Origin of the sequence: Nostoc sp. (genome assembly GCF_036917615.1) — a bacterium.
In the GTDB taxonomy this organism is placed as follows: domain Bacteria; phylum Cyanobacteriota; class Cyanobacteriia; order Cyanobacteriales; family Nostocaceae; genus Nostoc.
The window spans coordinates 1-12,680 of sequence record NZ_JBALCZ010000092.1; the positions used below are offsets into that span (position 1 = coordinate 1).

Annotated in this window: 11 protein-coding genes; 5 read left to right on the forward strand and 6 right to left on the reverse strand. The window is 40.4% G+C overall.

The genetic code is table 11. From position 1 onward, the window contains the following. Positions 1-97: 97 nt before the first annotated feature. The gene (locus tag V7K85_RS34265) at positions 98-2,608 is read right to left on the reverse strand and encodes a hypothetical protein (protein WP_334820856.1); all 2,511 of its coding nucleotides are present in this window, start codon (positions 2,606-2,608) and stop codon (positions 98-100) included. Beyond that, positions 2,568-3,635: a hypothetical protein gene (locus V7K85_RS34270; RefSeq protein ID WP_334820858.1), complete on the reverse strand. Its 1,068-nt coding sequence runs from the start codon at positions 3,633-3,635 to the stop codon at positions 2,568-2,570. The genes V7K85_RS34265 and V7K85_RS34270 overlap by 41 nt, the downstream gene beginning before the upstream one ends. A 534-nt stretch (positions 3,636-4,169) precedes the next feature. On the opposite strand from V7K85_RS34270, the gene V7K85_RS34275 reads away from it, so the two are divergent. Both V7K85_RS34275 and V7K85_RS34280 read left to right on the forward strand, forming a co-directional pair. Further along, positions 4,170-4,745 carry a Uma2 family endonuclease gene (locus tag V7K85_RS34275; RefSeq protein ID WP_334820860.1) on the forward strand — a complete coding sequence of 192 codons (576 nt, stop codon included), beginning with the start codon at positions 4,170-4,172 and terminating at the stop codon, positions 4,743-4,745. A 97-nt stretch (positions 4,746-4,842) separates the two neighbouring features. Beyond that, complete coding sequence (locus tag V7K85_RS34280) at positions 4,843-5,652, forward strand: Rpn family recombination-promoting nuclease/putative transposase (protein WP_334820862.1); 810 nt, start codon at positions 4,843-4,845, stop codon at positions 5,650-5,652. Between the two features lie 127 nt (positions 5,653-5,779). On the opposite strand, the gene V7K85_RS34285 is transcribed toward V7K85_RS34280, so the two are convergent. The 3 genes from V7K85_RS34285 to V7K85_RS34295 all read right to left on the reverse strand — a co-directional run bounded on the left by V7K85_RS34285 (position 5,780) and on the right by V7K85_RS34295 (position 9,003). Continuing rightward, positions 5,780-7,015: a DUF445 domain-containing protein gene (locus V7K85_RS34285; RefSeq protein WP_334820863.1), complete on the reverse strand. Its 1,236-nt coding sequence runs from the start codon at positions 7,013-7,015 to the stop codon at positions 5,780-5,782. Positions 7,016-7,186: 171 nt separating this feature from the next. Next, complete coding sequence (gene ubiE / locus V7K85_RS34290) at positions 7,187-7,879, reverse strand: bifunctional demethylmenaquinone methyltransferase/2-methoxy-6-polyprenyl-1,4-benzoquinol methylase UbiE (protein WP_334820864.1); 693 nt, start codon at positions 7,877-7,879, stop codon at positions 7,187-7,189. 167 nt (positions 7,880-8,046) lie between these two features. Beyond that, on the reverse strand, positions 8,047-9,003 hold the full coding sequence (locus V7K85_RS34295; RefSeq protein ID WP_334820865.1) for a response regulator: 957 nt from the start codon (positions 9,001-9,003) through the stop codon (positions 8,047-8,049). A gap of 428 nt (positions 9,004-9,431) precedes the next feature. On the opposite strand from V7K85_RS34295, the gene V7K85_RS34300 reads away from it, so the two are divergent. The 3 genes from V7K85_RS34300 to aqpZ all read left to right on the forward strand — a co-directional run bounded on the left by V7K85_RS34300 (position 9,432) and on the right by aqpZ (position 11,967). After that, entirely contained in the window at positions 9,432-10,520 is a 1,089-nt protein-coding gene (locus V7K85_RS34300; protein WP_334820866.1) for a RuBisCO accumulation factor 1, read from the forward strand. 59 nt (positions 10,521-10,579) lie between these two features. Beyond that, entirely contained in the window at positions 10,580-10,915 is a 336-nt protein-coding gene (locus V7K85_RS34305) for a hypothetical protein (protein WP_334820867.1), read from the forward strand. A 278-nt stretch (positions 10,916-11,193) separates the two neighbouring features. Continuing rightward, a complete protein-coding gene (gene aqpZ / locus V7K85_RS34310) occupies positions 11,194-11,967 on the forward strand; it encodes an aquaporin Z (RefSeq protein ID WP_334820868.1) in 774 nt (257 codons plus the stop codon). Positions 11,968-12,311: 344 nt separating this feature from the next. On the opposite strand, the gene V7K85_RS34315 is transcribed toward aqpZ, so the two are convergent. Continuing rightward, positions 12,312-12,659 (reverse strand): winged helix-turn-helix transcriptional regulator, encoded by a 348-nt coding sequence (locus tag V7K85_RS34315; protein ID WP_334820869.1) that lies wholly within the window; start codon positions 12,657-12,659, stop codon positions 12,312-12,314. Positions 12,660-12,680 lie beyond the last annotated feature (21 nt).

A 12,680-nucleotide genomic window follows, 5' to 3' on the forward strand; every position in this document is an offset into this window, starting at 1 on the left:
TCGACAATAACATAACTGCTCTCGGTTTAGCCTATAACCTGAGTAAAGCGAGACTTAATTCTCTTTAGATTTTCTTTACGAATCAGCTCTTAAAGAGTCAAACATAAATCTTGGATGAAACAAATCGATTTTCCGCATCTAATATGAAGTCATAGGTATTTAGAAAATTAGACTGCCACTTTTCAGGCTTTTGGCAAATTGCAAGCGGAAATCCTGCTAAATCAAACCATTGAATATCGTCCCCAATTTCTACTGGTACTACTCTCCAATTTTTACTTGGAGCCTTACTGAAATCTCTCAGCAGATTGACATTAATTTGATTAGGAGGTTTAGGAGTTGGTAAATGTCGTTCAACACTAGAAAATGATTGCTCTACCCAATTTTTGATATTGATTGCATTAAGATGTTCATTGGCTTCTGTTTGTCTTTCGCTAATATACTGATAGTAAGTTTGCGCTAATTCTTCAGCTTGTTTACGAGTTGTTATATCTTCTACTTTAGCAAGCAAATATGCAGCTACAGGATCTAAAGTTCCCCATACAATAAGTTCTTTCATCCAGAAAACAATCCAAGGTAGCCCAGTTTGTGACCAGTTTTCCAATGATGATTCAACTAACTCGCCACCAAAAGCTTCATCTATTGCTAGTGCAATAACACTTCCTAAGCCCCAGTTGAATCTATATCCAAAATTTTGACTAATATATGAATGCCAATTTGAAGTTTGAGTCGGTTTCGGTTTTTTAATTGCTTTAGTAGGGTCAAGCCACCAGCGTAATATTTCATTCCAAGTAACCTTTCCTGATGGATCTATCAGCTTGAACTTCGATAAACTGGTTAAAATACTAATTATATTTTGAATATAATTAAAGCGTTCTTCTACTGTCCAAATAGCATAATCTCCACCTACTGCTAATTGTTCTTTAAGTCTAGGATAAAGAGTTAAAAGCTGATTTCCATCACGTGGTGGTAAACTAGTGCGATACAAGCGCTGACGCTGTGATAAATCTTTATAAATTTCTGTTTTCAGTGCCACACCTCGGCTGATAAATAAATTTTCTAATCTTTCTTGTTCACGGCTGGCGTAATGAGCAAAGCTTCGTTGCCAAATTTTTTGCAATTGCTCTTCCAATTCATTAGGGCTTAAATCTTTAGCTGCTAGCTGTTCAATTTCAACAATTGCAGAGAGTAAAATACTATCCAGCGAATCTAAAGTTTCAATAGCTGATAATTGTGCATCAGAAAGATTATTGCCACAGTCAATAGGTGCAGTTTTTTCCAGCCATGTTAAAAAATTATCCTGTCTATTAGAACTAGAAATTAGCTGCCATTGTTCTTCCAAACGTAGCAGTAATTCTGCTAAAGGACTTAGAGGATTTGCACTTGGATTAATTGCCTGTGTTTGATTCTCTAATTCTTTTATCAAAGATAAGTATCTTTTCCGTGCTTCTTTGTCGCTCCAATCTGTTGATGAATTACTAAGTAATACTAAACTACGCCCTTCTGTGCCAAATCCAGGTCTTCCAGAACGGCCAACTAAATTACCAAATTCACGAATATTTAGTTCTCCCGTACCACGTCTTAAACTTGGAATTAATACTGTTTCAAAAGGAAGATTAACCCCTTCCGAAAGAGTTGATGTTGCTAAAACTAAATGTACAATTCTTTCATCTATGACATCGATAAGTAATCGAGCCATCAAACCTGGCATTTTTCCGTGATGTACTATAATTCCTTTCTTTAGCAGCTTATACTCACGGGATTCAGTACCGAAATAATCTTCACACGAACGTAAACACTTTTGCCAAATATTATGATTTTTTGATCTTAAAAATAAAATCCCAGCTAGACAATCTGTATCAAGCAGAATATTCCAAAACCTGATTGGTACATTATTAAACTGCACGACACTAGGGTCTTTAAAAAATGAAGGCTTTTCTACTTTTGACCATGTTGAATTCAATAATTTGAGGAAGTCTTCAGCATAACCACCAATCTGTTGTGTGACTGAAATAAGAACAGCACGTCTTTGTCCTTTTTCATCTGGTGCAGCTAAATGTATAGCTGCCCAAAAAAGATAGGGGCGTAGCCGTTTTTCTGGGCCTTCTTTTTCCCATTTTGATGCAGGGTGATATGCCTCAAAAGGACGTGGAATAAAAGGTGTATCAGCTTCACCACCTTCCTCAAATTCCAATCTTCTGCCATCAAGTAAGTCATAGCGTATTTCAAATCTTCTTCCTGGTAAGCATTCAAGCCGCCCTATTAATTGGCGTGTACTTCTGTAATACGTCTTTGCTGGGCTAGCGTTGGTTTGATTCTCTATCCAGTTTGCTAATGCTACTTCTGTTTCTGAAGCAACAGCGGATAGTGCGATGATTCGGCTGTGATTTTGTTCTATATAGGTAAAAAGTCTTGCACCTAAAGATTCCAAGCGTAACGATCTATTCTCAGCTTTTTGCAAAGAATTTTTATTACCATCAAATTGAACTGCATGGGCTTCATCAAGTACAATAAGCGATACTCTACGAATAAATAAAGATCCTAAAAATTTGATTAAAGCTTCTGCTTTTTCATAAGTGCAAATTAAAATTGTTGGCTGTTCTGATGTCAACCATACATCTGTTTGGTTGAGTCATCTCATTTTGCAGAACTTCCCCCTCTACTATGACATCAGAGTTTGCTTTTGCAACCTCTGAGTCATCTGGTTGTTGAACTGTCTGGGTAGAAATATTTACTGAAGGTGTTGTACTTGCTGGCTGACTATAGACAGTTGTAACAAGATTTTCAACTTCATGAAGATGAATTTCAACCGCTTCAAGTCTTCTTGCTGCTGTATATTGTTCGTGTGGTTTGTCGGGAGATATCCACGTCGGATTTATGACAGGATGTTTACCACAAATATAACTAATTAAATCACAGCGCTCATAATTTTTATCAACTGGTCCTAGCCACAAAACTCTTAGAGATTTAACCCATTCAGATGAAAAAGGATCATCGTAATCCTGCAAAATATCAATTATTTGTGGGGTATCAACAGGTCTTATATGCGATTCACTTGCCTTTTTATGCGCTTCAGCTATCATTTCTGTGTAATGATTAGTTGTGCATTTAGCTTCACAAACTAGAGAAGCAATAATTACTCCTTCGCTGTTACGTAGAAAAGCAAGACAATCATCACCTGTACGTCCAGGTCGCTTTTTTGCAATCTTTTCAGTTTGATTTAGAAATTCTAAATGCTGAAACTCAACTAGATGAAATCGAAAAAGAAAAGCAGGAACTTCCCAATCATCCTGCCCAAAAGGAGCAAAATTTTCAGCAATGATTCCTGAAAATATCTCTCCAAAATAACCTTGACGGGATATAATATTAAGACGCTCAGGATAGCCATTGCTTGGATCGTTGTCTGAAAAATCCCCAAATGGAGTGAGAGAATTTCCTGCTAATTTACGAAGGCGATATCGAGCATCTTCATGGGCTTTTTGAACGATTAATATTAATTTATCGATAATTATATCTCGTTGGCTTTTATCTTCTGTTAGTAGACGATGTGTGTACCGCTTATCTTCAGATTCACTAACTGAGTTAGATAACCACTTTGATATTCCGTCAAACCTAGTGATTTTTTGTCTTTCTTTCATTTAATATACTCTCTAATATTAATCAGATTTACAATATAAGCCTTTAACTAAGATAATTCCCAACTATATGTAAAATTTAATACTAAATATCAATAGTATAGCAAAATGATGCCATAAGCATTCAAGGAGAGCTTTAACGCTTTCTCTGTTTACTTTTGGGCGAGGACAGGTTCTGAAATTTAGACTAAATGTGCTAATTCAACAGAACAATAAAAGGGTGTGATTGAATACAGCGTGCTGCTATAGGACTCATATTTGATTTCTGAAAAAATTTAAGTATCTATAGCTCACCAAAATCCTTATGTGGTAGGCATTGCCAGTTATAAGTATATTTCAATATTCAAGTATGAATCCTATAGTAGAAGCTGAGAGAGAAAACCTCAACTCTCATCTGCCGTTATCGGACAGATAACAGTGAAACAAATTTCTACATGGATTGAAATAGCTCTCTAGTAAGCATGGTAATTATTAGCTGGTTAACCCAGCATGTCAACCAGGTGCTACGCTACAGTTAGCAAGATTGAGAGGCAAACTATGACTGCCCTAATTCTGAACCTCAGCCCCACCATTGAATTAACAGATGAGCAGTTCTTCCAGCTGTGTCAAAATAATCGAGATTTGCGACTTGAGCGCACGGTAGAGGGAGAATTAATTATCATGCCACCAACTGGATGGGAAAGCGGAAATCGCAATAGTAGACTGACACAGCGCTTAGGTAATTGGGCTGACGCTGATGGCACAGGTTTGGCTTTTGACTCCTCAACGGGTTTCAAACTCCCTAATGGTGCAAATCGCTCTCCTGATGCATCCTGGGTGAGTCGGAAGCGATTAGAAGCCCTGAATCCAGACCCTGCCAGATTCCTACCGATCGCTCCCGATTTTGCGGTAGAATTACGCTCTGCTTCAGACAGCTTAAAGACTGTGCAACAAAAAATGCAGGAGTACATTGACAACGGTGTGCGTTTAGGCTGGCTAATTGACCCCCAGAACCAACAGGTGGAAATTTACCGCCCAGGACAGGATGTCGAGGTTTTGCGATCGCCTACTAGCTTATCAGGAGAGGATGTATTAGCTGGATTTGTGCTGGATTTAGCACATATTTTGAGTTAAGCGATCGCTGTTTCAAAATTCCAATTTTCGCGTTATTAAAGATGGTTTTTTAGTGACTACGACCCAATTTGAACTTTTGGAGTGGTAGGATTTTTTGATGTTTGATAACATCTGCAAATTCCTCGCCGAAAACTTTTCCACCGACTTTGCCACTTGGCTGTTAGGAGAACCTATTTCCCTCACAGAGTTAAGTCCTTCTGAACTTTCGTTGGAACCCATTCGAGCCGATGCACTAATTTTATTGGAATCGGCAAAAATAGTGCTTCACCTAGAGTTTCAGACTCACGCCGATGCTAATATTCCATTTCGGATGATTGACTATCGCTTGCGAGTGTATCGCCGCTTTCCCCAAAAGCAGATGCGTCAAGTGGTGATCTATCTTAAAGAAACAAGCTCAGAACTCGTGCAACAAAATACTTTTAACATAGCTGGTACTCGCCACGAGTTCGAGGTAGTTCGACTATGGGAACAGCCGACAGAAGTATTTTTGCGTTATCCGGGTTTATTTCCATTGGCGGTGTTGGGTGGGACAGATGACCGTGCAAGTAGATTACAGCAAGTAGCACAGGAAATTATAGCGATTCCTGACCAACGGTTGCAGAGTAATGTCGCAGCTGCCACAGCAATTCTAGCTGGTCTAGTATTAGAGAAAGGGTTAATTCAAAGAGTATTACGGAGAGACTATATGCGCGAATCTGTTATTTATCAAGAGATTGAGGCTGAAGCTAAAGCCGAAGGTAGAGCAGAAGGTAAGGCAGAAGGTAAGGCAGAAGGCATTCGTCTGGTAGCTGTGAATCTGCTCAAAAGCCAAATGCCTTTGGCAGAAGTGATAAGAGTTACTGGATTATCATTGGAGGAGGCAAAGTTGTTACGAAAAGAGATAGAAGGTGAATCACATAATTCGTAATTCGTAATTCTTGCCTCGCACATGAATCCGCTTGCTCTGAATAAAAATGAGAGCGATGTCACTCGCTTCCGAATCTGGCTAACTTGCAACTATAATTTGATAAAAATTTACACGCAAAAACAAAAAATTAATATTGACTTAATATTAAAAACACTGTCTGCAATAACCCTATAACAAAACCCAAAACACCACCTAAAGTCACAATTGATTGCAATTCATTTTTTACAATTCCCTCAATTGCAGCTTCTAAATCAGCCGGTGAAGTTGATTTCACACGGTCAACTATCACTTCATCTATCGACAAAATCGGAATCGCCTGCGCCACAATTACTTCTAAATCTTTTTCCAAATACTTATCTAAAAGTAGAGCCAACTCTTGACTCATGACTTCTAAAGAAGTACTGACAACAGGTGAAGTACTAAGACGATTCAGCAGGACTCCAGCAATATTTTCCCAATCAACAGAATCAGTTAATCCTTGTAAAAAATCGCTACCACTATTTTGCAGATAATGGCGGACACTTTCGCGGGTGGTCTTTCGGAGTTGTCGCACCGTACCCATTGGCAAGTTTTGTAATGATAAATTTTGCAGTAATTTCCTAATGCGATCGCGCATTTGCAAATCTTGAGTCAATTCCTGCAAGCGAGTATTGGTAGCCTCTTTCTCATCCAAGCAAAAAGTCCGTAAGCGTGTAAGAGTATTACGTAAGCCAAACAAATTTGCTACTACCCAATAAGTACCACTAGTTTTTTCTCGAAAGCCTTCATCAATAATTTGAATTGTGCGATCGGTCAAAAAATCAATTATCGCTTGGCGCAGCATATCTGGCGGTAAAACTGCTTGCAGCAACCAATCAGCAAGCCGCGTAGCTTGTTCTTCACTCAGTTGAAATTCCAGCAATATCTGGTCAAAAATTTGATTTATCTGTACTTCCAAAAAATCTTCACGTCGTGCTAAAACCTTAAGCAATCGTGGCAAGGATTCCCCTAGTAAATCCCGCAAAATTCCCGCCACAATTTTGGCAGTTTTTTGGTTTTCATCTGTTTTGATTTGTTCAATCGCCAGCCGCAACAACCAGAGAATTGCTGCTTGCACACGTTCTATTTGCAACAAACGCCGCGCCAGATTTTGCAATTCTTGTGGCGTCAGCAGTGATCCCATGATTGTCTTGGAAATGTTTTGAGCCAGACGTTCCTGGTTGCGGGGAATCAATCCAGGGGTGAAGGGTACTCTTCGTCCAGCAATGTAAATTGCTCGGTAAGGACGGAACAACATTTTGATGGCTATATCATTTGTGAAATAGCCAATAATTCCACCCAGTACCGGGGGAGACACATAAAGCCAAAGATGAGACCAGTCCACAGGATTTTGGATTTTGGATTTTGGATTTTGGATTCTAGATTAGAAATTAGGGATTGGGGATTGGTAATTGGCGGTTATTAGTTATGAGTTATTTTTCCACTAACTACTAACGATTTTCCATTAGCCATTACCTATTCCGCAGTCCCCAATCCAAAATCCCAAATCTAAAATCTAAAATTTGCTGACTACCAGCACTCCCATCATACCGTTCACAATGGGGTAGTGGGTGGCAACAGCAAAACCAACTTGACACGCTAACTCTATTTGCTGTTTTCCAATGGGAAAACGGTCTAAGCTGGGACTGATGTAAGCATATTCTTCTTTTAAACCTAAATAATTGGCAACTGGTACCACGAAACCGTCCAAATACCACTGCTGAAAGGTACGTAGCTGAAGATTACTCGGTCGATGAAAGTCTAAAATTGCGGCTTTAGCACCCGGCTTCAAAACACGGTATAACTCTTGGAGACTGCTCTTAATATCTTTAACATTTCTTAAACCATAGCCCATTGTTGCGGCATCAAATTGGTTGTCATCAAAGGGTAAATTTAGCACATCGGCTTCTACCCAGGTAATAGCAGGTTGGGGGTACTGCCTTTGGGAACGTAATGAAGCAGTTTTTAGCAGGTTTTGGGAAAAATCTACTCCGTACACCTGTCCTGTTGCTCCTACACGCCGTGCCAAACGTAAGGCTAAATCACCACTACCGCAACACAAATCTAATGTAGTATCACCTAATTTAGCTGCACTCCATTTCACTGCCATTTCCTTCCAGATTCGATGCTGTCCAAGACTCAACCAGTCGTTCAACTGGTCATAAACTGGAGCAATACGGTTAAAAATGGACTGAATTTCGTTAGTCATTGGGCATTGGGTATGGGGCATGGGGCACTTGTACTGAGCGTAGTCGTAAAGCCTGCGGCATAGCTACGCTTAGGGCGCAGCCCAAGGTAGAGAAGTATTGGGCATTAGGCATTGGGCATTAGTCATTGGTTTTTGACAAAGGATAAATGACTAATGACTAATGACAACTACACAATGGTTTGATGGCAGCCACTACTAGTAAGAGCGATCGCCACCAGTTGCGCTAATAAATTAATTAGCATTAATTCATCTTCCCGCAAAGTGCATGGTTGTTTCCACTGTAGCGACAATACGCCCAAAAGTTGATTACGGTAGCTAATTGGGATAACTAAATGTGCTTGTACACCCGTATTTTGGTAGTGAATAGCATCAACTAACTTAGTGTCTTTAAGTACATTTAAGGAAAGTTGCATTTGCCCAGTGGCGATCGCTTCCCTTGTTAGTGGGTCTTGAGATAGCCAATTCTCTATTGTACCTGTATCGCTATAAGTTCCTTGAGTCGCAACCAGAGTATTTCCATCTGTAAGTTGTAGGATACAGCCTTCTGCCCCAAAAGTCTCACTCACAGCCCTAGCAATTGGAGCGAGAGTTTCCTCTAAGCTAGAAGCTGCTTGAGTTACCTGTACCAAAACACTCAGCAGCGCTATTTGAGCATGAGCACGGCGTAATTCTTCTGTACGTTGCTTGAGCAAGTCGTAGGTTTCTGCTGCTCTTTGCACCACTGCCTTGAGTTCCCCTGGGTCCCAAGGCTTGGTGATATATTTGTAGACTTGCCCCGCATTAATTGCCTCTACCAAGTCTTCAATATCAGTAAATCCGGTGAGAATTATTCTTACCGTATCGGGAAACTGAGGTACAGTCTTACTGAGAAACTCAGTTCCTTTCATTTCTGGCATTCGTTGATCGGAGATAATCACCGCTACCTCCCCTTCTGCTGCCAAAACTTGTAGGGCGTTCACCCCACTATCAGCTTTTAGAACATTAAAGTCGCGTCGAAATGTGCGATAAAGCAGATCGAGATTATCTGGCTCATCGTCAACTACCAGGATTTTTAGCTTTTTTGGTCGTTCGAGAGTCATCACTTGATAGTGGACTTGATCAATCTCGATACTGGGCTTATCCATAAGAAATTTCCTTTAAATATTCACTATCTTGTTATATTCCATACCAAGTTTAGTTGATAATAGCTCAAGTTTTTTAAGTGTTTTTACGGAGTTAATTTGCATTTCTAAATATGGTAACTGTGAGTGCTACAGAGGATATTTGCCTGCCCAAATATCTGAAGAGTGAAAAAATTGCACAAAAAGAATCAAGTGAATCAGCCTAAATATGCCGGTTTTGATGATGGATGAGGTACGTTAACAAACCTCCTTTGGATGCAGGGGCGCACAGCTAGCTGTGCGCCCCTAATATCTGTATTCCAGAAAATTAAAGTCGAGATAAGTTTCCATAGATGAACTCAAAGCAGTATGTCTGGGTAGTTCATAGATTAGAATAAGACTTGCTCATGAGGTGTTAATCAACCTCTCAAGTTGAAGCTCGCACTCCGATTATGACTGATTTACCACCCAACGCTCAGAATCCCGAAGAAAATGATACCAACGATGTAGCACAAGAGTTACTGCGAAGGCTGAGGCAAAAACAAGGCAACTGGGTGGAATGGGGAACGGCGATCGCCTCGTTGCTAAAAGCCGGTTACAATCCCCAAGACATTTTTGAGGCGACTGGATTTGAGCCGATTCAACAAAATCAGGTGACTGTTGGTTCTCAAGTTTACAATTCTTTGGAAAACTCTGGAGTATCGGAAGCAACGCGATCGCACTATGCCACACGTGGTAGTGATGTTTTATACGAACTGCGTTTGCTCACTCAAGAAGAACGCGCCGCCGCCGCCGAACTGATCTTTGTCCACAAAATCGACGCCGATGAGGTGAAGGAAGTAGCAAAAGCAATTAAAGAGTTCTCCTATTACCGCACTTTGCCAGAAGGGTTTTCTGCCCATCCTGGGGATGCTGTTGCTCACCAAGTTTGGAAACTGGCACGCCAGAATACAGATTTACAGCAGCGATCGCGCCTGATCGCCAAGGGTTTACGCTTTGCTCACACGCCAGCAGCAAGAAAACAAATCGAACAGCTACTGACTGATTTTACTAGCGTTCCCCAGCGTCCGGCTCCAATTTTACCCTTTTACCGCCTGGAATTTGAAGAACAATTACCTCGAATCTTGCCCGTGGTAGGCGAGTTGCCATTGTCACGGCAAGACTTGCAAGCTGTGCCTATACTCACAGAAATTGAACCATTTCGCTTGGTTAAATTTTCTGGAGAGCAAGCTTGGGTGCCGTTACCAGGTTGGCAAGTGCTGTTGGCGGCAGAAGATCCAGTAGTGATTTTAGCGAATAGCGATCGCTTCCCCATCCAAACCCAAACCCAAACAGGGCCAGTCGTAGTAGTGATAGATCGTGCCCAACGACAATGGGATGCCTCCAGCTACTTTGTCGTTGAAAATGGTGGTGAATTAGATTTTCAATGGTTTGAAACTGAGCCAGAAATTCCTCTACTAGGACAAATTATTATCATTGTGCGTCCTAAGAAAATTCTGGATGAAGAATTAACTAAGGATTCCTGGCAAATTGACGAATAAATTCAATTTTATATTTTGCGGAAAGTCCGAGTTAAGGCTTCTTTAACTCGGACTTATCTTTGCGTATTTTATGTCTTTGTGTCAGCTTTAAGAGTAAGGGTACGCAGACTCGCAGCAGCTGCGCTATCGCCGAAAATCTCCGCTCACAGTCAAGGGAAGCCTTAGCTCGGACTTCTCTGTGCGGTAGGCTGTGGCAAGCCCTCCGGGTGACGCTCGTACCGACGCTTGTTCCTCGACAAAGAGTTTTAGCCTTAACCCAAGCAGATTGTATTATAAGTATTCAACCGGACATGATATTACATCCCTTGAACGGTTATGAAGTAATTGAACGTAACAGAAAAAACCCAGATTTTTTTCAGTTTAAAGTGTATCAAATTATTGCAAAATTCAAATAAATTTGAATATTTTTTCCAGAAAACGCACTAAGTTAATAATTTCAATAAATGTATCATTTAAGCAAAATTATTAAGAAATTAAATGAATTTTTGGTAATTTTAGTTTTTCTGGTATCTTTATATTTTATCACCACAATTTATTTTTTAGATTTAGTTTCATAACAAAACAACCTGAATCGGTTTTCTGATAACAGCAATGACTCAAAACTTCTGTCATTTAACTATCAGTTTATAACATTCAGTTTTTTGTTTGTAGCTGAATAAGGAGTTTTCCAAAAATGTCTCTCATCAAACGTTGTTTTGCCGAATTTATCGGCACATTCTGGCTTGTTTTAGGTGGCTGTGGTAGTGCTGTTCTAGCCGCAGCCTACACAGCAGATGCTGCAAAAATCAGCGAGAATACTTCTTTTCCATTGGGGATTGGATTAGTCGGTGTATCTTTGGCATTCGGGCTTACCGTTCTCACAGGGGCTTATGCTCTTGGTCATATTTCTGGTGGTCATTTCAATCCAGCTGTTTCGTTTGGACTGTGGGCAGGTAAGCGCTTTCCGGGGTCTGACTTACTACCTTACATCGCCTCTCAAGTAATTGGTGCAGTTGTGAGTGCGGGCATTATCTACCTGATTGCTAGCGGCAAAACTGGATTTTCCCTGACTGGCTCCAATCCATTGGCTACTAACGGCTATGGGACTCACTCTCCAGGTGGTTACACGCTGTTTGCTTGCCTGATTACTGAAGTTGTAATGACTTTCATGTTTCTGCTGATTATTCTGGGTGTGACTGATAGCCGTGCTCCTAAAGGATTTGCACCATTGGCAATTGGTTTTGGACTCACGTTGATTCACCTGATAAGCATTCCTGTAACCAATACCTCGGTTAATCCTGCCCGTAGTACTGGAGTTGCTCTATTTGCAGGTGTAGAACTCTTTTCGCAAGTCTGGCTGTTCTGGATAGCTCCTATCTTGGGAGCCATTTTAGCAGGATGGTTGTACGTAGCCGTCTTTAGTGAATCAACTGTCGAAGAACGGCAAAATGTCAAAGAGCTAGTCTAAAAGTCATTTTCAATTATACGAGTTGGCCCGATATTACTGGTTTTTATAGCAGTTCATCAAAACGGGCAATAGTTGGATCTGCTTTGTGCCTATAATCAATCTTCAGGTGAAGCTGCGTAGGCGCAGCCTGCCGTAAGCATCGCTTGAAATTTCGTTTTTAGATTTCTTAACAATCCCCTGACTAAACAAATTAGCTAAACGTGATTTATTCAGTCAGGAGATTGACAGAAGATAGTAAGTATATATACACATATTTGATACAAGACTAAACTACTCAATTAGCTCTACTCAAAAAAGTTGCAGCTACCTGTATATAATTCAACCCATCTACTTATTACTCATGATCAATATTCATGGTAATTTGTTGGAGCTAAATGTTGAACAGCCCATTCATGCATAGCATAGAGAATTGGTTGCAAAGTTTCCCCTAAAGGCGTTAGAGAATATTCTACCTTTGGCGGAATTTGGGGATAAACTTGTCGATGAATAATGCCGTCTTCCTCCATTTCTCTAAGTTGTTGGGTTAGCATCTTTTGCGTAACTCCAGGTAAAGCCCGTTGCAACTGGCCAAACCGTTTGACGCCAATCATTAATTCTCTAATAATCAAAACTTTCCAGCGTCCGCCAATCACCTTTAGGGTAGTTTCTACTTCACAAGTCAGCCTGCTATTGTTTTCTGCTTCAGCTTTCATAGTTAGTTTTTAGGAAGTACC